The 20,142-nt window shown below is 72.4% G+C and carries 15 protein-coding genes and 1 pseudogene; 5 read left to right on the forward strand and 11 right to left on the reverse strand.

What is annotated here, in order from left to right:
- Window positions 1-53: 53 nt before the first annotated feature.
- The 7 genes from CRV15_RS02845 to CRV15_RS02875 form a co-directional block, all read right to left on the reverse strand.
- Window positions 54-3,395: an AMP-binding protein gene (locus CRV15_RS02845; RefSeq protein ID WP_065757076.1), complete on the reverse strand. Its 3,342-nt coding sequence runs from the start codon at window positions 3,393-3,395 to the stop codon at window positions 54-56.
- The gene (locus CRV15_RS02850; RefSeq protein WP_009997957.1) at window positions 3,392-5,149 is read right to left on the reverse strand and encodes an AMP-binding protein; all 1,758 of its coding nucleotides are present in this window, start codon (window positions 5,147-5,149) and stop codon (window positions 3,392-3,394) included. Before CRV15_RS02850 ends, CRV15_RS02845 begins: the two co-directional genes overlap by 4 nt.
- A 420-nt stretch (window positions 5,150-5,569) precedes the next feature.
- Window positions 5,570-6,250: a potassium-transporting ATPase subunit C gene (locus CRV15_RS02855; protein WP_003958846.1), complete on the reverse strand. Its 681-nt coding sequence runs from the start codon at window positions 6,248-6,250 to the stop codon at window positions 5,570-5,572.
- Window positions 6,251-6,255: 5 nt separating this feature from the next.
- Window positions 6,256-8,361 (reverse strand): potassium-transporting ATPase subunit KdpB, encoded by a 2,106-nt coding sequence (kdpB, locus tag CRV15_RS02860; RefSeq protein WP_003962417.1) that lies wholly within the window; start codon window positions 8,359-8,361, stop codon window positions 6,256-6,258.
- Window positions 8,358-10,022, reverse strand: coding sequence for a potassium-transporting ATPase subunit KdpA (kdpA, locus tag CRV15_RS02865; RefSeq protein WP_003958844.1), 1,665 nt, complete (start codon window positions 10,020-10,022; stop codon window positions 8,358-8,360). Before kdpA ends, kdpB begins: the two co-directional genes overlap by 4 nt.
- A 5-nt stretch (window positions 10,023-10,027) precedes the next feature.
- Complete coding sequence (kdpF, locus tag CRV15_RS02870; RefSeq protein WP_044956010.1) at window positions 10,028-10,117, reverse strand: K(+)-transporting ATPase subunit F; 90 nt, start codon at window positions 10,115-10,117, stop codon at window positions 10,028-10,030.
- A complete protein-coding gene (locus CRV15_RS02875; RefSeq protein WP_003958843.1) occupies window positions 10,114-10,413 on the reverse strand; it encodes a hypothetical protein in 300 nt (99 codons plus the stop codon). Before CRV15_RS02875 ends, kdpF begins: the two co-directional genes overlap by 4 nt.
- Window positions 10,414-10,622: 209 nt before the next feature.
- On the opposite strand from CRV15_RS02875, the gene CRV15_RS02880 reads away from it, so the two are divergent.
- Window positions 10,623-12,551: an APC family permease gene (locus CRV15_RS02880; protein ID WP_003958841.1), complete on the forward strand. Its 1,929-nt coding sequence runs from the start codon at window positions 10,623-10,625 to the stop codon at window positions 12,549-12,551.
- Between the two features lie 848 nt (window positions 12,552-13,399).
- Here CRV15_RS02880 and CRV15_RS02885 read toward each other — a convergent pair.
- The 3 genes and pseudogenes from CRV15_RS02885 to CRV15_RS37355 all read right to left on the reverse strand — a co-directional run.
- Window positions 13,400-13,741, reverse strand: a complete 342-nt coding sequence (locus CRV15_RS02885) for a hypothetical protein (protein WP_003958838.1) — start codon at window positions 13,739-13,741, stop codon at window positions 13,400-13,402.
- A 26-nt stretch (window positions 13,742-13,767) separates the two neighbouring features.
- Window positions 13,768-14,220: a radical SAM/SPASM domain-containing protein gene (locus tag CRV15_RS37350; RefSeq protein ID WP_257785509.1), complete on the reverse strand. Its 453-nt coding sequence runs from the start codon at window positions 14,218-14,220 to the stop codon at window positions 13,768-13,770.
- Window positions 14,221-14,244: 24 nt separating this feature from the next.
- Window positions 14,245-14,601 (reverse strand): annotated as a pseudogene (locus CRV15_RS37355) (radical SAM protein); the annotation flags it as partial.
- Between the two features lie 439 nt (window positions 14,602-15,040).
- Here CRV15_RS37355 and CRV15_RS02895 point away from each other — a divergent pair.
- The 3 genes from CRV15_RS02895 to CRV15_RS02905 all read left to right on the forward strand — a co-directional run bounded on the left by CRV15_RS02895 (window position 15,041) and on the right by CRV15_RS02905 (window position 18,537).
- Window positions 15,041-16,066, forward strand: coding sequence for a helix-turn-helix transcriptional regulator (locus tag CRV15_RS02895; protein ID WP_230864183.1), 1,026 nt, complete (start codon window positions 15,041-15,043; stop codon window positions 16,064-16,066).
- A gap of 93 nt (window positions 16,067-16,159) precedes the next feature.
- Window positions 16,160-17,488: a hypothetical protein gene (locus CRV15_RS02900; RefSeq protein ID WP_003962415.1), complete on the forward strand. Its 1,329-nt coding sequence runs from the start codon at window positions 16,160-16,162 to the stop codon at window positions 17,486-17,488.
- A 560-nt stretch (window positions 17,489-18,048) separates the two neighbouring features.
- The gene (locus CRV15_RS02905; protein WP_009997952.1) at window positions 18,049-18,537 is read left to right on the forward strand and encodes a hypothetical protein; all 489 of its coding nucleotides are present in this window, start codon (window positions 18,049-18,051) and stop codon (window positions 18,535-18,537) included.
- 197 nt (window positions 18,538-18,734) lie between these two features.
- On the opposite strand, the gene CRV15_RS02910 is transcribed toward CRV15_RS02905, so the two are convergent.
- On the reverse strand, window positions 18,735-19,055 hold the full coding sequence (locus tag CRV15_RS02910; protein WP_230864182.1) for a transcriptional regulator: 321 nt from the start codon (window positions 19,053-19,055) through the stop codon (window positions 18,735-18,737).
- 116 nt (window positions 19,056-19,171) lie between these two features.
- Between CRV15_RS02910 and CRV15_RS02915 the strand changes: the two genes are divergently transcribed.
- A complete protein-coding gene (locus CRV15_RS02915) occupies window positions 19,172-20,140 on the forward strand; it encodes a hypothetical protein (RefSeq protein ID WP_003962412.1) in 969 nt (322 codons plus the stop codon).
- Window positions 20,141-20,142 lie beyond the last annotated feature (2 nt).

Genomic DNA, 20,142 nt, shown 5'->3' on the forward strand with positions numbered 1-20,142 from the left:
CGGGACAGCGGACCGGCCAGGGGCTCGGGCCCCCCTGAGCCCCTGGCCGGTGCTCAGGGCCGCCGGGCCCCGGGGCCCGGCGGGCGGGGCGGCCGGTCCCCGGGCGCCGCGGACCCCGCCGGGCCCGGTGGACGCGCCGCGCGGAGCGGGAGCGGCGGGGACACGGCGTGGGGCCGGGGGTCGCACGGCGCGGGCGGGGCCGTGCGGTCCACGGTGCCGCCCTCGGTGCGGGGCGGCCGGGCCGGTGGGACGCAGAGGGACGACGCCAGGGCCTGAGGGGGCCGTTCGCGCGGTGTCCGGCGGAGTTCGGCGGGCTCCGGCAGCCTCTCGCCCGCCGGGACGCGGGGGGACGCCGGTCGGCCCCGGCGTTCCCCGGTCTCCGGGCCGTCCGAGGCCGCCGGGAGGGCCGGGAGAACGGGGAACGCGGCGGCGGTGACGACGGCCCCGGCGACGCCCGGCACGCCGTTCAGCGCCGTCCCGATCGCGCCGGGCTCCACCCGGCGGCCGAGGGCCGTGCCCTGTCCGGTTCCTGTGCTTCCCGCGGTTCCTGTGTTTCCCGCGGTTCCGGTGGCCCCGTTCGGCCCCGTGGTCCTGGTGCCCCGCGCCGCGTCCGTGGCCCTTGCCGTGTTCACGGGTGCGGCGGGCCGGTCGCCGTACCGGCCGACGACATCGATCCTGCCGTCGGGCAGATGACGGCCCCGGTCCCCGGTCCGGAAGAGCAGCCGCCCGGCCGTGAACGGGTCGGGGACGAACCTCTCCTCCGTGGCGTCCGGCCGCCGGTGGTAGCCGAGGGCGACACCCGTGCCGCCGACGCACAGCTCCCCCAGCCCGCCCGGCGGTACGGGCGCCAGCCCCTCGTCGAGGATGCGGACGGTGGCCCCGGGCACCGGCCGCCCGATGTCCACCCGCTCCGGCCAGCGGTCGGGGTTCCCGGTGAGACGTCCGGCGGTCACGACATGCGTCTCGGGCGGGCCGTACTGGTGGTCGAGGACCCCGCCGGGCAGCCCGGCGAAGAACGCCCGTACGGCGGGGGTGATCTCCAGCCGCCCGCCCGTGCCGACGACGACCTCCCGCAGGGCCGCCGGGCGGCGCCCGGCGGCCGTCGCGCACTCGGCGAGCCGTCGCAGGGCGGGAGCGGGCAGGAAGAGCCGTTCCACCCGGTGGGCGTCGAGCAGGGCGAGCAGCCGCACCGGGTCGCGACGGGCTTCCCGGTCGGCCAGGACGAGGGTGCCCCCGGCGGCCCAGGTGCTCAGGGCCTCCTGGAACACCGTGTCCTGGCCCCACGGGGCGAACTGGGCGGTCCTCAGCGGCAGCCGGCCGGAGCGGCGGACCTGGCGGGCGACGACGGCGGCGAGGGCCCGGTGCGGCATCAGCACCCCCGTGGGGCGGCCGGTGGAGCCGGCCGGGTGGACGAGGTAGGCCGGGTCCTCGGGGCGTACGCGCACGGCGGCGGGGCCGCGCCGGACGCCGCCCCGGCACTCCTCGACGAGCAGGACCTCGGCCCGTGCCCGTGCGACGGCCGGTGAGCGCGCGGTGCGGCGGTCCGTCAGCACGGCCGTCACCCGGCTGTCGTCCAGCACGGAGGCGAGCCGCCCGGCCGGGTGCGCGGGGTCGAGCGGGACACAGCAGCAGCCTGCCTTGAGCACCCCGAGGAGGGCGACGGGCAGATACGGGGAGGGGTGCAGCAGCACGCCGACGGCGGCACGGGCGTGTCCGGCCGCCGTCAGCCGGGCGGCGACCGCGTCGGACGCCGCGTCGAGCCGGGCGTAGGTCAGCCGTTCCGTCCCGTGCTCGACGGCGACGGCGGCGGGCGCGCGCCGGACGGACCGGGCGAACGCCTCGGCGGCGAGGGCCGGGCCGGCCACCGGGGCGGGGCCGTGCGCCCAGGTCAGCGTGGCCCGTTCGTGGTCGTCCGGGGTGAGCGCGGCCAGCCGGGCCACCGCGGCGCCGGGGCGGGCCAGGGCGTCGTCCAGCAGGGTGCGGAAGCGGTCGGCGAGCCGCCGGGCGGTCGCGGAGGTGAGGAGTCCGGCGGCGTACTCCAGCCGCCCGGAGATGGTCCGGGCACCGGGGTCGGGGACGAGGTGGAGCAGGACGTCGAACGCGGCGGTGCCGTTGTGGGGACGGAGCCGTTCGGCCCGTACACCCGGCAGCGCGAGACCCGGGGGCGGCCCGTCGTCCACGGCCAGCACCACCTGGAACAGCGGGGCCGGGGGGCGGCCGGGGCGCTGCTCCCCGGCGGCTCCCCACCGCCCGGCGGCCCCGGCCTCCCGCAGCAGCCGGGTCAGGGGGACGTCCGCGTGCGCGCGGACGGAGCGGAGCGTGTCCGCGACCGCCGTGACCAGTTCCGCGAAGGTGGTGTCCGGGGCCAGCCGGGCGCGCAGCGGCAGGGCGCCCCCGAGACGGGCGACCACGGCCGCGGCGGTGGCCGCGTCGCGCCGGGGCACCGGGACGCCGATGACGAGGTCCCGCTGTCCGCCGTGCCGGGCGATCAGCGCGACGAGGGCGGCGGCGAGTACGGCGTACGGGGTCGCCCGCAGCTCCCGGCACCGTCCGTAGAGCCGGGCGGTGGTCCCCGCGCCGAGGACGAGGTCGACCACGGCGCCCCGGCCGCCGGGGGTGTCGGTGCGGGGGCGGTCGAGCGGGAAGGAGGACTCGGGGGGCGCCCCGTCGAGGGCGCCCCTCCAGTAGGCCAGGGACGCCTCGCACGGGGCGGGCCGGGCGCCGCGGGCCAGGGCGAGCGGGCCGGGCTGGAGCGGCACCGGCGGGAGCGGGGGTTCCGGCAGGCCCAGGGCGGCGCGGTAGAGGCTGCTGAACTCCTCGTCGAACACATGCAGCGACCGGGCGTCGACGGCGACGCGGTGGACGGCGACGGCGAGTACCGCGTCACCGGTCCGGCCGTCCGCCCCGGCGCCGCGTCGGCCCGCCACTGTCTCCGCCTCCGCCGTATCCGCCGTATCCGCCTCCGTCGTCGTCTGTGCCGTCTGTGTCGTCTGTGTCGTCTGTGTCGTCTGTGTCGTCTCCAGGAGGGTCGCCCGCAGCAGGGGCGGCCGGTCCAGCGGCAGCCGCACGGACACGGCCTCACGGAGGGCGGCGGGCAGGTCCTCGGCGGTGGTCCGCCGCCGGGCCAGCGGTACCGGCATCGGCGGCAGCACCTCCTGCCGCAGCTCCGGCCCGATCCGCCGCACGCTGCTGCGCAGTGCCTCGTGCCGCTGGACGAGGGCGGTGAGCGCGGCTTCGACCGCGCCGGGGTCGACGGGGCCCATGAGGCGGTGCACCCAGTTCTCCACGTACTGCGGGGTGCCGTCGCCCCGGGTGTCGTCGCGCCAGATCGCCTCCTGCTCGGGGGAGAGCGGGTACGAGGGGAGCGGGGATCGGGGGGCGGGGCCGGTCGTCATGACGGGTTCCTTGTCCGGGGGGCGTCGGGCCGGGGCGGGCCGGGGTCCGGGGCCAGGAGCAGCGCGAGCAGCGCGCTCCGGTCGGTCTTGCCGTGCGGATCGAGGGGGAAGGAGGGTCGCCGGGAGATCAGCCGGGGGACGAGCGGGGCGGGCAGGACGGCGGCGAGGGCCCGGCGCACACCGGCCGGGGAGAGATCGGGACCGCCGCCGGTCCCGGTGCCCGTGTCGGCGGCGGTGAGGTCGGCGGCGTCGGCGTCGGCAGCCGCACACGTGTCGGCGGCGGCGGTGTCCGCGGTCAGGGCGGCGGACGCGGTGTAGAACAGCGCCAGCCGGGTATCGGTCTCGCGCTCCCCGTACACGGGCAGGACGACGCACTCCGTGACCCCGGGGAGGCGGCGGGCCGCGTCCTCGGTCTCCTGGGGGTCGATGCGCCGTCCCCCGATGGTGACCTGGCGGCGGTCGCGCCCCTGGAAGCGCAGGACGCCGTCCGCGCCGAGCGCGCCGCGGTCGCCCGTGCGGTGTATCCGGGTGGCGGGGCCGCCGAGGGACACGGTGGGGAACCTCTCGGCGGTGAGCCAGGGGTCGCCGAGGTAGCCCAGTGCCAGTCCGCCGCCGGAGAGACAGATCTCGCCGGTCCCACCGGGCGGCGCCGGGTCCTGCCCGTTCAGGATGTGGAGGCCGGTGGCGGAGACGGCCGTGCCGAGGGGCACTCCCCCGGCGGCGGCGAGGTCCTGCGGGCGCACGGTGCGGACGGTGGCGAGGACCCCGTTCCCGGCCGGTCCGTAGCAGTTGACGATCTCCAGACCCGGGTGGGTGAGCCGGCAGAGCCGTACATGGTGGACGGACATGCGCTCGCCGCCGGTGAGCACGGTCCGCAGCCCGCTCAGACAGCCCGGGTCCTCGTCCATGAGGCGGTTGAGGAGGGAGGTGGTCAGGAAGACGGTGTCGACGGAGCAGCCGCGGACGAGGGAGCGCAGCCGCGCGGGTGTGGGGTGGCCACCGTCCCCGGGGATCGCGCAGGCCCCTCCGGCGGCGAGGGTCACCCAGACCTCCAGGGAGTAGGTGTCCCCGGAGGCGGGCGCGGTCTGGGCCATGATCCGTCCGGGGCCGGTCCAGGCGGTGGCGTCCCGGACGAGCCGGGTGGTGGCCCGGTGCGGGGAGATGACCCCTCGGGGGGTGCCGGTGGTTCCGGTGGTGAAGAAGACGATGGCGGGGGAATCGGGTCCGGCTGCCGGCCGGAGCCCCGGAACGGCCGGGGCGGCGGGGACGGCCGGGGCGGTCGGAACAACAGGGACGGCCGGGGCGTCCGGGACGGTGCGAGCGGCTCCGGGGCCGGGCGGTCGCGGGGCGGGCGGCTTCCGCGGCGGCGGTGCGAAGAGCCCCTCGGGCGGGGCCCATCCGGGTGCCGGTCCGCCGGGCACGATGCCCCGGGTGACGCACAGCGGTGGGTTCAGGGCCTCCAGGAGGTCCCGAATCCGCCCGGCGGGCCAGCGGGGGTCGAGTGCCGCGTACCCGGCGCCGCGGCGCAGGATGCCGAGCAGGACCGGCACCAGTTCCGCCGAGCGCGGGAGGATCACGGGCAGCAGATCGCCCGGTCCCACGCCGTACTCCCCGAGCGCCGCCGCGCAGAGTGCGGCGGCCCGGTCGAGCCGGGCGTGGCTGATCCGCTGCTCCGGAGTGATCAGCGCGGGGGCGTCGGGGGTGTGTTCCGCCCACTGGGCCACGGCGTCGTGGATGAGCACCGGGCCGTTCACCGGGCGTCCTTCCGTACCGAAGCGGCGCGGGCGGCGGCGCGGTCGTCGGCGGGTCCGTGGGCGGTGGCCCCGGGTGTGGGGGAAGCGGCCCGCAGCATGCCCACGGCCGTCGGGACAAACCGGAACCTGTCTGTCTGTACCGCAGTGTTCCTGTATATCGGGGCCATCACCGGACCTTTCGGTACAGGGATGAGGTCGCGTCCGCGCTCCTCCAGGGGAATTCACCCCCTGCACGGTCGGTCGGGCCGCATTGTTCAGCTTCTCCGGCGCGGGCACGGACGCGGGCAGGGGCAGGGGCGTGGGCGCGGAGGCGGTGCGGGCGCGGAGGCGGTGCGGGCCCGGCGCCGCCGTACAGCACAGCGGCCTCCGGCGGCCGCGTCGTGCGCGCGGCCGCCGGAGGCCCTGCTGTCGGATGTGCCGTCAGGAACCGGAGCCGGTCAGCTCCCTGAGGGCGACATTGAGTTCGAGGACGTTGACCCGGGGCTCCCCGATGAAGCCGAGGACGCGTCCGTCGGTGTGCTCGTCGACCAGGGCGCCCAACCGGTCGGCCGGGAGTTCGTTCCGTTCGGCGACCCGGTGGATCTGGAGCCGGGCGTACTCGGGCGAGATGTGCGGGTCGAGGCCGGACCCGGAGGAGGTGACGGCGTCGGCCGGGATGTCCTCGGGGTCGACGCGGTGCCCGGCGGTGGAGTTGTCGCGGACGACGGCCGCCTTGGCGTCCTTGACCCACTGGATCAGGTCCTCGTTGTCCCCGGAGCGGTTGGTGGCCCCGGAGAGGATGAGGGAGTACTGCGTGTTGACGCTGTTGGTGCCGAGCCCGTTGGAGGGCCGGGGCTGGAACCAGCGCAGGTCGGGGCGGGGGGCCTCGTCGGGGTCTTCGGGGTTCTTCAGCGGCAGGTGGTAGGTCTGGCCGATGAGGGAGGAGCCGACGACCTTGCCGCCGGAGCTGATCTCCGATCCGTTGGCCTTGCCGGAGAACAGGGTCTGGGCGACCCCGGTCACGGCGAGCGGGTAGAGGACGCCGCAGACCACGGTGAGGACGAGGAGGGCGCGCAGCGCGGCCGTGATCAGCCGTCCCGTGTTGCGTACAGAGGTGTTCATGGTCGTCACCCGATGCCAGGGATGAGGGAGATGAGCAGGTCGATGAGTTTGATGCCGATGAACGGGGCGATCAGTCCGCCGAGGCCGTAGACCCCGAGGTTGCGCCGGAGCATCTTGTCGGCGCTGGTGGGCCGGTAGCGGACGCCCTTGAGGGCGAGCGGGACCAGCGCCACGATGATCAGCGCGTTGAAGATCACGGCGGAGAGGATCGCGGAGTCCGGCGAGGACAGCTGCATGATGTTGAGCTTGTCGAGGCCGGGGTAGGCGGCAGCGAACAGCGCCGGGATGATGGCGAAGTACTTGGCCACGTCGTTGGCGATGGAGAACGTGGTGAGGGCGCCGCGGGTGATGAGGAGTTGTTTGCCGATCTCGACGATCTCGATGAGTTTGGTGGGGTCGGAGTCGAGGTCGACCATGTTCCCGGCCTCCTTGGCGGCGGAGGTGCCGGTGTTCATGGCGACGCCGACGTCGGCCTGGGCGAGGGCGGGGGCGTCGTTGGTGCCGTCGCCGGTCATCGCGACCAGCTTGCCGCCCGCCTGCTCCCGCTTGATCAGCGCCATCTTGTCCTCGGGGGTCGCCTCCGCCAGGAAGTCGTCCACCCCCGCCTCCCGCGCGATCGCCCGCGCCGTCAGCGGATTGTCCCCCGTGATCATCACCGTCCGGATACCCATCCGGCGCAGCTCCTCGAACCGCTCCCGCATCCCCTCCTTGACCACGTCCTTGAGGTGGATGACGCCGAGGACCCGGGCGCCTTCGCTGTCCTCGACGGCGACGAGCAGGGGCGTGCCGCCCGCTTCGGAAATGGTGTCGGTGAGGGCGTCGACATCGGCCGGGACCTCGCCGCCCTGTTCCCCGACCCAGGCGACGACGGAGCCGGTGGCGCCCTTGCGGACCTTGCGGCCGTCGGCGTCGACGCCGGACATCCGGGTCTGCGCGGTGAAGGCGACCCATGCGGCGTCGCTCAGCTCGCCGCGGCGGCGCTCGCGCAGGGCGTACTTCTCCTGGGCGAGGACGACGATGGAACGGCCCTCGGGGGTCTCGTCCGCGAGCGAGGAGAGCTGGGCGGCCTCGGCGAGTTCCGCGAGGTCGACCCCGGGGACGGGGACGAATTCGGCGGCCTGGCGGTTGCCGTGGGTGATGGTGCCGGTCTTGTCGAGCAGCAGGGTGGAGACATCGCCCGCGGCCTCGACGGCGCGGCCGGACATGGCCAGCACATTGCGCTGGACCAGCCGGTCCATGCCCGCGATGCCGATCGCGGAGAGCAGCGCGCCGATGGTGGTGGGGATCAGACAGACCAGCAGGGCGGTGAGGACGATCAGCGAGGTCTCGTCGTCGGCGCCCGCATAGACGGCGAACGGCTTGAGGGTGACCACCGCCAGCAGGAAGACGACCGTCAGCGAGGCCAGCAGGATGTTGAGTGCGATCTCGTTGGGTGTCTTCTGCCGGGCGGCGCCCTCGACCAGGTTGATCATCCGGTCGATGAAGGTCTCACCGGGCTTGGTGGTGATCTTGACGACGATCCGGTCGGACAGCACCTTCGTCCCGCCGGTGACGGCGCTGCGGTCGCCGCCGGACTCGCGGATGACGGGGGCGGACTCGCCGGTGATGGCGGACTCGTCGACGGAGGCCACGCCTTCGACGACGTCGCCGTCACCGGGGATGATGTCCCCGGCCTCACAGACGACCAGGTCGCCGATGGTGAGGTCGGTGCCGGGCACCCGCTCCTCGGTGGTGGCGGTGAGCCTGCGGGCCACGGTGTCGGTCTTGGCCTTGCGCAGGGTGTCGGCCTGCGCCTTGCCCCGGCCCTCGGCGACGGCCTCGGCGAGGTTGGCGAAGATCGTGGTGAGCCAGAGCCAGACGGTGATCGCCCAGCCGAATCCGTCGGTGGGGTCGGCGATCGCCAGCACGGTGGTGACCACCGAGCCGATGAGGACGACGAACATCACCGGGGACTTGACCATCACCCGGGGGTCCAGCTTGCGCAGGGCGTCGGGGAACGACTTCAGCATCTGGGCGGGGTCGAAGAGACCTCCGCCGACCCGCCCTGCCTGGGGCTCGGGCCCGGCCGCCGCCTCGGAGTGCGGCGCCCGGGTGGGGGTTATCGTGCTCATGACGCGAGCCCTTCGGCGAGCGGACCCAGCGCCAGCGCCGGGAAGTAGGTCAGACCGGTGATGATGAGGATCGTCCCGACGAGCAATCCGGTGAACAGGGGCTTCTCGGTCCGCAGGGTGCCGGTGGTGGCCGGTACGGGCTTCTGCTCGGCCAGGGAGCCCGCGAGGGCCAGGACGAGGACGATCGGCAGGAAGCGGCCCAGCAGCATCGCCAGACCGATGGTGGTGTTGAACCACTGGGTGTCGGCGTTGAGGCCCGCGAAGGCGGAGCCGTTGTTGTTGGCGCCCGAGGTGTAGGCGTACAGGATCTCGGAGAAGCCGTGGGCGCCCGCGTTGGTCATCGAGTTCGCCGGGGTCGGCAGGGCGAGCGCGACGGCGGTGAAGCCGAGCACCAGTGCCGGGGTGACGAGGATGTAGCAGGCGGCGAGCTTGATCTCCCGCGTACCGATCTTCTTGCCCAGGTACTCGGGGGTGCGGCCGACCATCAGACCGGCGATGAAGACCGCGATGATCGCCATGATCAGCATGCCGTAGAGGCCGGAGCCCACGCCGCCGGGCGCGATCTCGCCGAGCTGCATGCCGAGCATGGTGATGCCGCCGCCGAAGCCGGTGTACGAGGAGTGGAAGCTGTTGACCGCTCCGGTGGAGGTGAGCGTGGTGGCCACGGCGAAGATCGCGGAGCCGCCGATGCCGAAGCGGGTCTCCTTGCCCTCCATCGCGCCGCCGGCCTCCTGGAAGGCCGCGCCCGGGTGGGCGAACTCGGTCCACATCATCAGCGCGGAGAAGCCGACCCAGATCAGGGCCATCGTGCCGAGGATCGCGTAGCCCTGGCGGACATTGCCCACCATGCGGCCGAAGGTGCGGGTCAGCGCGAAGGGGATGACCAGGATGAGGAAGATCTCCAGCAGGTTGGAGAGGCCGTTCGGGTTCTCGAAGGGGTGGGCGGAGTTGGCGTTGAAGTAGCCGCCGCCGTTGGTGCCCAGCTCCTTGATGGCCTCCTGGGAGGCGACGGCGCCGCCGTTCCACTGCTGGACGCCGCCCTGGAACTGGCCGACCTCGTGGATGCCGGAGAAGTTCTGGATGGCTCCGCAGGCGACCAGCAGCAGCGCGGCGATCACGGAGATGGGCAGCAGGATACGGACGACGCCGCGGACCAGGTCGGCCCAGAAGTTGCCCAGCTCACCGGTGCGGGAGCGGGCGAAGCCGCGGACCAGGGCCACGGCGACGGCGATCCCGACGGCCGCGGAGACGAAGTTCTGCACCGCGAGGCCACCGGTCTGCACCACATGGCCCATGGCCTGCTCGCCGTAGTACGACTGCCAGTTGGTGTTCGCGACGAAGGACGCGGCGGTGTTGAACGCCTGGTCGGGGTCTATCGACTGGAATCCGAGCGAGCCGGGCAGCGAGCCCTGCACCCGCTGGAGCAGATAGAGGAAGAGCACGCCGATGGCGGAGAGGGCGAGGACGCCGCGGAGATAGGCGGGCCAGCGCATCTCGGTGTTCGGGTTGGCACCGATGCCCTTGTAGATCCACTTCTCCACCCGGAGGTGCTTGTCGGAGGAGTAGACACGGGCCATGTAGTCGCCCAGCGGACGGTAGACGAGGGCGAGCGCCGCCATCAGCGCCAGCAGCTGGAGCGCGCCGGCAAGTACGGGACTCATCTGGGCTAGAACCTCTCCGGGTACAGAAGGGCGAGGACGAGATAGCCCAGCAGGGCGACGGCGACGAGCAGACCGACGACATTCTCGGCAGTCACAGCTTCGCCACCCCCTTGGCGACAAGTGCCACCAGCGCGAACACCGCGACCGTGGTGACGACGAAGGCCACGTCGGCCATCGTGAGCTCCTGATTGGGATTGGGATTCGGACCGTCGGATGCGACCCGCCGGTTGCGCGTCCGCCGGGACGGACGCGGACCTGCTGGGAGCAGGACGGTTCGAGGAAACCCTTTTTCAGCCACTGCGTCGGTTTCGTTGACACGTCCCATACGGCCCTGACGACGCTCTTGACGGAACCATGACGGGCTGCCGGAGACGGACACACGGGTGACCATGGGACAGAATCCAGCACAGCGGTAGAAATGCGGAGAAATCTTCGAGCGGAGGAGGCATGGGCACGGGAGGAACGGGGCAGGGGCGCCGCCCGGGCCCGGAGAGGCCAGACCCGGAAGGGGCGGGTCCGGGGCCGGAAGGGGCGGGTCCGGTCGTCTCGGGGCCGGGCCGGGCAGGTCCCCGGGGCCCGGGGCAGGAGGGCTCCGCGGGGGTGCGGGGGCGCTGCCGGGCCTGGCTGCTGGACGGTCTGAGCGAGACCTCGGCCCGCCACCCCGGCCCGCACGGCACCCCTCCTGCCGAGCACCGGGGCCACCGCTGGTGGCGGGTGATGTGCCTGACCGGTGTCGACTACTTCTCCACCCTCGGCTACCAGCCCGGTATCGCGGCGCTCGCCGCCGGGCTGCTCTCCCCGCTGGCCACCCTGGGCCTGCTGGCCCTCACCCTGCTCGGCGCCCTCCCGGTCTACCGCCGGGTCGCCCGGGAGTCACCGCACGGCGAGGGCTCCATCGCCATGCTGGAGCGGCTGCTCCCGTGGTGGTCGGGGAAGATCCTCGTCCTGGTGCTGCTGGGCTTCGCCGCGACCGATTTCATCATCACCATCACTCTGTCGGCGGCGGACGCCTCGGCCCATGTGGTGGAGAACCCCTATGCCCCTGTCTGGCTCAGCGGGACCAACCTCTGGATCACCCTCGGTCTCATCGGACTGCTCGGCGCGGTCTTCCTGAAGGGGTTCCGGGAGGCGATCGGCGTGGCCGTGGCCCTGGTCGCCGTCTATCTTTCGCTCAATGTGGTGGTGCTCGCGGCGGCGGCCTGGCAGGTACTGCGCCACCCGGTCGTGGTGCCCGACTGGTGGGACGCGATGACGGCCCAGCACTCATCGCCCTGGGCGATGATCGGCGTGGCCCTGCTGGTCTTCCCCAAGCTGGCGCTCGGGATGTCCGGCTTCGAGACCGGGGTCGCGGTGATGCCGCAGATCAAGGGCGATCCGACGGACACCCCCGAACGCCCGGAGGGACGCATCCGGGACACCCGCAGACTCCTGACCACCGCCGCGCTGATCATGAGCTGCTTTCTGCTGCTGTCGAGCCTGGCGACCACCCTGCTCATCCCCCAGGAGGACTTCAAGGCCGGAGGCCCCGCGAACGGGCGGGCCCTCGCCTATCTGGCGCACCGCTTTCTGGGGGAGCAGTTCGGAACGGTCTATGACGTCTCCACCATCTGCATCCTCTGGTTCGCCGGGGCGTCGGCGCTGGCCGGACTGCTCAACCTCGTCCCCCGGTTCCTGCCGCGCTACGGCATGGCGCCGGAGTGGACCCGGGCGGTACGGCCCCTGGTGCTGCTGTTCACGGCGATCGCGACCGGGATCACCTTCTATTTCGATGCGAACGTGGACAAGCAGAGCGGCGCCTACGCCACCGGCGTGCTGGTCCTGATGCTGTCGGCCGCGTTCGCCTCCACGGTCGCCATGCACCGCAAGGGCCGCCCCCCGGCTGTCGCGGGCTTCGCGGCGATCACGGTCGTCTTCGCGTACACCCTGGTCGCCAACGTCATCGAACGCCCGGACGGCATCAAGATCGCCAGCCTGTTCATCGTCTCGATCCTGGTGACCTCCTTCGCCTCCCGGGTGCACCGCGCCTTCGAACTGCGCGCGGCGGACGTGGTCTTCGACGACGCGGCGGCCCGGTTCGTCGACGAGGCGGTGGCGGCGGGGCCGTTGCGGATCGTGGCGAACGAGCCGTCGGAGCACTCGACCGCCGAGTACCGGATGAAGGAGTACAGCCAGCGGCAGGAGACCCATATCCCCGCCGGTGGGCCCGTGCTCTTCCTGGAGGTGTTCGTCCGTGACTCCTCGGACTTCACGGCCGATCTGACCGTCCGGGGCGACGAGCGGTACGGCGTCCGGCGACTGCGGGTGGAGGGGGCGACGGTGCCGAACACGATCGCCGCCGTCCTGATGAGCATCCGGGACCGTACAGGGGCGGTCCCCCACGCCTACTTCACCTGGACGGAGGGGCACCCGCTGAGTCATCTGCTGCGTTTCCTGATCTTCGGCGAGGGCGAGACCGCGCCGGTCACCCGTGAGGTGCTGCGCCGCGCGGAGCCCGACCCGGAGCGGCGTCCGAGGGTCCATGTGGGGTGAGGACCCGGCCCGGCGGGCGGCCCCGGCGGGGGCACCGGGCGGGTGCCCCCCACCGGCCGGCGGGTCATGTCCGGATCACTGCTGGGTGACACCGCACTTGCGGCACCGCTGCTTGCCGCCCCAGCCCACCCATGCGTGATCGCACTCCCTCAGAATCCACGGTGTCATGTCCGCTTCCCTTCTGGCGTGTTCCTCCGCGCCCCGGTCCGCCAACGCGCCCCGGACCACCGAAGAGCCCCGGGCGACCCCGGGGCCCGGCCCGGGGCGGCCCTCCCCGACGCTGGGGCGGGGCCTGATCGGCGTGCGCTGCTGAGAGTGTTCCCGCACGGAGCGACCGATGGCCCACCCAGGGGGAGCGCACCGGAGCCGATGGCGCGCGCCTGCGGGGAATTCACTCACCCCGCGGGAGGACGGCCCCGCGGCCCGCACGACCCAGGAGGCCGACACCTCGCGATTCATCCGATCTCTTACTGTCGCCGGGGAAGGGAACCGCCAGCGCTCCCCCGGGCGTCCTCCGCCACCGGTTCCGCCGCCCGGGGGGCACGGGAAAGGCGAACGGCAGCGGATGAGCCATGGCCCGTACCCTCCGCTCATTTCCGGAGCCGGTCGGGAACGCGTCCGCATGGAAGAGGATCATCCGTTCGCCCCCCTGCCATCGGATGACTCATCGGACCCGGCTATGACCGGATCAGCCCCGGCCCTCTTCCGCACCGGCCCCCGGAAAAGCAAAAAACCCCAGGTGAACTGGGGTTTTCGCTGGCGCGTTGGTCACGTGACCAAGCACCCGGCCACCCCACCCCGCCCGCACGACCACGCGCGCGGCGCACGGACGGGGCGTCGTGGACTGGCTAGACGTGCTGGGGTGCGTTGAGGGAACGCAGCTCGGTCAGTTGCCGCTGATACAGAGGTCCGGCCACGTGAGCGGCACGGGCCTGGCTCGGGGCCGACTGCTCGATCAGGTGGTGGGCCACGGCCTTGAGATGGGCCGACCACGCCAGCACGTGTTGCTGCGCGGTGCGCCCGCACTCCTGGGGCTCCCCGGGGAGGCACAGCGGAAGGGTGGGGCCGATCTTGTTGGCGGCGTGCCGGATGTACCCGGCGATGACGGCCCACTCCTCGTCGCTGCGCTGGACGGCACCAAGGGAGGCTTCCACGTCCCACCGGCCGAAGTCGTCTCCGTGGTCGTCCATCTGCGCACCCCAGGGTTCTCGGAGGGTCAAGCGGGTGCACCGATCGTAGCGGTTTCAGCCCCCGTGCCCGCCTCCTTTGGGTCGCAGTGCCCGACCGAGGGAACGCAGGGCTGGCACGGTCCGCACATGGGGAGGAACTGCGGGGGCGTGCACGACTGCGCGCCGTCTCCGTGGACGGCCGTGATGTCGGCGGTCACCCTGGCCATCCGCGCGCCGCCCCAGATGTCGGCGAGCGGGGTTTCCCGCACGTTGCCGATGGTGAGGAACCGTCCGAGCACGCACGGCCACACGTCCCCCGTCGGGCCGACGGCGCACTTCTCGTGGGCGCAGTGCCCGCACAGATCACCGATGGTCGGCGTGGCTCCCTGACTGGCCCGTCCGAACTCCCGGGTACGGTCGCCGCCCACCTCTTCGACTCCGAGCGTCGCCAGGTCCCGCGCCGCTTCGTGGACACGCTGCCCCTGGTTGACGGCGATCACGCCGCCCCGCAGCGGGATGTTCAGCCCGAGTGCCTTTTGGATGTTGGCCCGGGTGCGCTTGTGCGAGCCCCGGAGCCGGGTCACCGTGTCGTGGTCCTCCGCACTGTCGGAGTAGTACGAGGTTGCGAGCTTGACGTCGCACGCCGTGAAGGTCTCCCACAGCTCGTCGCGGATGTGGGTCAGATTCGAGAACACCTCGATCCCCAGTCCCGCTCCGTGCGCGTGCTCGATCAGCTCACAGATGTGCGGGTACAGCGTCGGCTCCCCGCCGATGAACTGAACGTCCCGTCCGCCCATGGCCGAGAGCTGATCGATCGTGTTCTTCCAGTCCGCCACGGTCATCGTGCCGTGTGTCCCCTTGGGGGACGGGTCGGCATAGCAGTGATCACAGGAACCGCTTGACGACCGCCCATAACCTCCGGGCGGAACGCCGTGCGGTTCCGTGTCACTGCTCGGCGACCGGCGTCCGGATCACGGCTTGCCCCTGCGGCTTCTCCGGTTGGCCTCCGCAAGGCTGCTCTGCAAGCCGCTCGCGGTCTGCTCCACCGGGGGCGGGTAGCCCGGGCACCGCTTCGATCCGCACCGGCACTTCGGCCACCGCAGGGCATCCCCCGGAATGTGGTCTGCTCCTTCCGGGCCGGGGTCGGCTTTCTGCACCAGGATTACCCCGGCCACTCCGTGTGCTCCGGAGAGACGGGACAGGAATCGTCGGGCCTCAGTGCTGGGCTTCATACCGTTCAGGGTCGGTCTGCAAAGGGCCGGCATCCATTGGCCCGGCATGGGCCCTCACATGGGCCAATGTGGAGGCCACACTGGGCAGATGACCACGGTGATCGGGGCCAACATCAGGCATCGGCGGAAACAGCGTGGATGGACTCAGGCGCGCTTGGCGTGGGAGCTGTGCCGCGCGGCGGGCGTACAGGGCGAGCCGGTCAGCACCCAGGAGATCACCCGATGGGAGGCGGGCAGGCGCACCCCCCGCGACTGGCTTCCGTTCCTCGCTGCCGTCCTGGGGGTTTCCGTAGAAGTGCTCACAGGCCCTCCAGTGCCCCCGGAAGCGGCGATGCTGTCGCTGGCCGGCTACCTGCCCGAAGGTGACCCGCTGGCCCCTCTCAGTGCCCGGAACGGGCGTCGCATCGGAGAGGGAGTCGTACGTGACCTGCATCAAAGAGTCCACGGGCTGCGCCGGGCCGACGATGTCGTCTACGGGCTGGACCTGATCGGGCGGGCGATGCTTACGGCCATTCCCGTAAGGACGGAGCGCGCTGGCTGGCCGCCTCCGGTGCGGGCCGACTCGGCCTGTCATCCCTGGTCTGACCTGGGAAATCTCCAGGCTGTTGGTCACGTGGTTGGTCACGCCACAGCCCTGGAAAGCAAAAAACCCCACATGAAGTGGGGTCCCTGCTGGTGGGTTTTTGACATAACTGGCTGGCCTGTGCTGATGACCTTGTCTGGTGGGGGGTTGCACAGGCTAAGCGCAGGTGCATGCACACGTGTTTGTCCCGTTGGTTCGTTCCCGGGGTGGGGTGGTCAGGAAGGGTGTCGGACGGTGTGTCGGTGTCTGTGGGGCAGGCTGTTGGTGCGGTGGCGGGCAGCGGACCTGCTGCGGGCGGGGCGTGGTTGTGCGATGGCGGTTCCGTCCCGGGCGTCCCTGGAGTGTGTCCGGGGCCATCTTTTGTGCTGGTCGGGTCGGGTGGGGTGGTGCTGGTGTTCCGTGGGCTGCGGTGTGTCCGGGGGCCGGGGGATGCCGGGTGGTGTGGGGTTCGGGGGAGTCGAACGTGTGCATGGCATACGTGGCGTGTCGGACATCGGGTGTCATGGGGGATGGCGTCCGGGCGTCTGGTGAGCCGCCGGGGGTGCGGTCGAGAATGGTCGGCTGTCCGGGGATGGTGCGCCCGTGTACTGGACGCGGGCCGTTCCGCCGGGCGGGAGGGCAGTGATGACGGAGAGCCGAACGGGTGCCGGTGCCGGTGATCCGGACGAGATGGTCCGGCTGCACACCTACGGCGAGCTGACGGTCGCCTTCACGACGGATTTCACCCGGGACTACGACAACGACGGGGCGGGCGCGCATGTCGCGGGGTCGGCCTATCACCCGGAGTACCCGCAGTGGATGAAGGACCGGAACGAGGACTGGTACTGGCTGGGCGGCCTGACCCTGCAGACCCTCTCGCTGGACGACGGGACGCAGGCCATGCCGTTCGTCAAACCGTCGGGGGCTGCCCCGCCGGACGGCAAGGGGCCCATCCTGAAGGCCCCCGCCAGCTGGACGTGGATGTACGACGACTCAGGGGCCCACGCCCATATGGCCGGGACCTGCTACCGTCCCGTGCCACCCGCCGGATACGTCGCCCTCGGCGACGCGTTCACCGACGGCGTCGACGGGACCCACCGGGTGCCCGACCCCGCCACCTGGCCCTTCAGCCATTTCATGTGCGTCCGCGAGGACTACGCCCACGCCGGCTCCTACGGGGCCTGGATCTGGAACGACGACCACAGCAAGGGCGACTACGCGTTCACCGGCTGGCAGGTCTCCGCGGCCCTGCCCGAGGGGGCGACCTTCTCCGACGAGGGCCGGCGCATGCTCCTCGCCGTCAACACCTTCCTCACCGACCCCCGCACCAGCCACCCCTCCACCCCGCCCACCAGCCCCACCCCCTACGTCCTGAGCCTGCCCGTCCAGGGCACCTCCACCGGAAACACCCCGGCCGTGCCCCAGCTCACCAGCCAGACCCAGCCCGCCGAGTACACCACCGCCACCGTCGACTACTCCGTCGTCGTCCCCTTCACCGGCATCACCGACACCGAACTCAGCCTGACCCAGAAAACCGACGGCTCCGCCTTCTACACCGTCGAACGCCAGAACCGCTACCACCTGGTCGACTTCGGCACCAACACCAGCAACACCGACAATCCCGGCAACACCCGCCAGGTGTCCGTCGGCATCTCCGACAGCCAGTCCAGCACCTTCACCCAGACCTACGGTCTCGAAGTCGGCTACGAACGCGGCATCGGGCTCAAACCGGAACTCAGCACCATCCACTTCAACCTCTCCACCCAGCTCGGCTACGCCACCACCACCCAGGTGAGCGTGATGGTGACCGAGACCCTCACCCAGGGCATGCCCCTTCCCGCGCAGAGCTCCGCGGCCCTGTGGGCCGGCTCCCACCGCATCTGCCCCCGCCGCGCCGACGGCACCTACATCGACCCCGACCAGGGACAGCCCTTCGACCTCAATCAGACCCTGGTCTACGACACCAGCCCCTGACAGGCACCCCACCCGGCCGCGGGGCGGGGCGCCGGCGCCACCGGGTGCCCTGCGGACCCTGGCCGCCGCCAGGACACCGCCGGCCGGTTCGGCGGACGGTCTTCGGCCGGCCTGTCCGCCGCAGGAGCCGGCACCGGCGCCGGGGGGGGGCCGCCCGTGTGATGCGCGGCGGATTCGAGGGGCCGTTGTCCGGCGGAGCGGTGGGGGTGCCCAACGCCTGCGCGCTGCGGGAACCCGCATGGTGTCCGTGCCGCCCGGGGGATGAACGCCCGTGCCCCGGGTCCTGTGCCTCTGTTGGTGCCCTGCACGGCAGAATGCGGCACGGGCAGAGCAGCCCCCGGAGTGCCCGACAGGTGTACTTTGGCGTGGCACGGGCAAGGAATTCCGGGATTGCTCCGGGCGGGTGGTCATTCCTCTGCGCATTGGATGAGTGCGGGCACTGGCCTCTATTGTCTGCCTTTGTGGCTCCCCTGACTTCACTGACCGATGCGCTCCAGCACCATTCTCCGGGTGAACTCCTCGCTCTCATGCGGGAGAGAAGGAATGACGCGCAGGACACCGTGCGTGCATTCGACCACATCATCGCCACGCTGGAGGGCATCGTCACCAGTGACGAGCTGTGGGGCAGGGTGACCGTGCCCGGCCCGCGCCCCGCGGCAGCCCGGGGGGCGGGCGGAGGCGGGGGACGATCACCGGGCGGGTCCGCCGGCGGTGAGGCGGAGCACTTGGCCTCCCGCGCCGGACAGCGCCTCGACAGCGCTTCCCCCGCTGCCGGACAGGGCAGAGGGCACGGCAGATGGGGTCAGGTGCCGCGGCGGGTGCAGATCCTGGACCTCCTGGCCCAGGACCCGTCCCGGTGGTGGCCCGCCCAGGAGCTGAGTGAGGCGATCGGTGTGTCCCACCACCGTCAGCTCCGCGGTGTCCTCAGCGAGATGACCCGAGGGGGCGATCTTCAGCGGAAGAAGGAATCCGCCGGCCTTCCCGCGTCCTACCGCCCCGCACCCGCCGCCCCGCCGGCATCCCAGGAGGAGAACGTGATGAGCGGGTAGGCCCTATGAGCAGGCACCTCCGGGATTGCCGCCCGGAGGTGCCGCAGTACACGACATCTCACCAGAACCAATTTCGGATCGCGTCGCGCTGTCGGGGAGCTTAACAGCCTGCCCGGCGCTGAATTCCCGTGCGCCGTGATCCGTCACCCGATCGTGTGCTCCCTTGTGGAGTGTGGGGCGGCTGAAGGAAGTTGCGGTCATTTCCCGGTGTGTTTCCCGCTGTGCTCGCGGCGTGGCCAGAGGTCGGCTCCGAGTCCGGTCTCCAGTCGTGCGATCGCGCCGAAGTCGGGCAGTACCAGTCCTTTCAGCGTGCGCTCGACGGTACGGCGGCCGACCCCGGTGACGCGTTCGACGGCGAACGGATTCAGCCCCATCTCTCCGATGGCGTCGCGCAGCCGGCGGGTGAACGCCTGCGCGTAGACGGCGCTGACGGGCGCGTCGTCCCGGAGCCGGCCGTCGGGCCAGGTCCCCTCGGCGAGGTAGGCGGCGGGGGCGTCGTCTCCATGGCTGCGCGGCACATCCCCACCGTAGCCGGGCACGTCAACCGCACCACTTCCCCGAAGCCGCGGACACGGGCCGTCCCGCCCTGCGAGAGTGGTCCTGTAGGACCACCCGGGGTGGGAGGGAGGCCGTCATGCCGCGACGGCTGGTCATGGGCGGACGCACCGTGAGCGACGTCCCCACCGCGATCGCCCTGTACGCGCCGAAAAAGGTGCCACCCGCGACCTGGACGGTCACCGCATCCTTCGTGCGCTCCTGCGTCACCGACTCCGCCCCCGTCTCCCCCTGGGCCGCCGCCGACCGCATGTCCACCGTCGCCCGGTTCTGCGCATGGGCCCTGGACGAGTGCCTGCCCCTGGACCGTGAAGCCCTCTTCACCCCCGACACCGTCGAACACTACGCACTGACCGGGATGCGGGATCTGCAACCGTCCTCGCGGCGCACCCACCGCTCCCAGCTGGCCGCGATCGGCCGGACGGTCACCCGCCGCGCGCCCTGGCCGCCCCTCACCACCGCACTGCCCCGCAACCGTCTCGCCACCCCCTACACCCACCTCCAGGTCGCCGGATACCTGGAGGCCGCGGGCCAGCAGGCCACCCCCGTGCGGACCCGGGCCGCGTTCGGTCTGCTCGCAGCGGGGCTCGGCGCCGGACTCATGCCCGGCGAACACCTCATCATCACCGGCCGCTCGATCACGACCACCGACGGTGTCACCGTCGTGAGCGTGACCGGCACCAGACCCCGCCCGGTGCCCGTCCTCGCCGCCTACGCCCCGCTCCTGTGTTCCCTCGCCGCCCGGTACCCGGACGAGCCCCTGATCGGCCCGACCCTGGACGCCGGCAGGAACCGCCTCAACCGGCTCCTCTCCCCGATCGAGATTCCCGCCCGGCTCCCGCCGCTGACCGCCTCCGCACTGCGCTCCACCTGGCTCCTCACCCTCCTCGCCGCCTGTGTGCCACTGCCGGAGATCCTCGCCGCGGCGGGACTCGCCTCCACCGGCACCCTGATCGACCTCGTCCCCCACCTGCCCCGCCTCTCCCCGGAGCAGGCGCACCGCACCGTCGCCCGCGCTCTGACCCGGCCTCCCCGGGCCGGCCGGTGAGC

It is taken from the genome of Streptomyces clavuligerus (assembly GCF_005519465.1).
Taxonomy (GTDB): domain Bacteria; phylum Actinomycetota; class Actinomycetes; order Streptomycetales; family Streptomycetaceae; genus Streptomyces; species Streptomyces clavuligerus.

Bases quoted from the DNA above. Each gene is read 5' to 3' on its own strand.
- CRV15_RS02845 (WP_065757076.1), bottom strand. From the start codon at position 3,395: ATGACGACCGGCCCCGCCCCCCGATCCCCGCTCCCCTCGTACCCGCTC.
- CRV15_RS02855 (WP_003958846.1), bottom strand. From the start codon at position 6,250: ATGAACACCTCTGTACGCAACACGGGACGGCTGATCACGGCCGCGCTG.
- kdpB (WP_003962417.1), bottom strand. From the start codon at position 8,361: ATGAGCACGATAACCCCCACCCGGGCGCCGCACTCCGAGGCGGCGGCC.
- kdpA (WP_003958844.1), bottom strand. From the start codon at position 10,022: ATGAGTCCCGTACTTGCCGGCGCGCTCCAGCTGCTGGCGCTGATGGCG.
- CRV15_RS02875 (WP_003958843.1), bottom strand. From the start codon at position 10,413: ATGGTCACCCGTGTGTCCGTCTCCGGCAGCCCGTCATGGTTCCGTCAA.
- CRV15_RS02885 (WP_003958838.1), bottom strand. From the start codon at position 13,741: ATGGACGACCACGGAGACGACTTCGGCCGGTGGGACGTGGAAGCCTCC.
- CRV15_RS02895 (WP_230864183.1), top strand. From the start codon at position 15,041: ATGACCACGGTGATCGGGGCCAACATCAGGCATCGGCGGAAACAGCGT.
- CRV15_RS02900 (WP_003962415.1), top strand. From the start codon at position 16,160: ATGACGGAGAGCCGAACGGGTGCCGGTGCCGGTGATCCGGACGAGATG.
- CRV15_RS02915 (WP_003962412.1), top strand. From the start codon at position 19,172: ATGCCGCGACGGCTGGTCATGGGCGGACGCACCGTGAGCGACGTCCCC.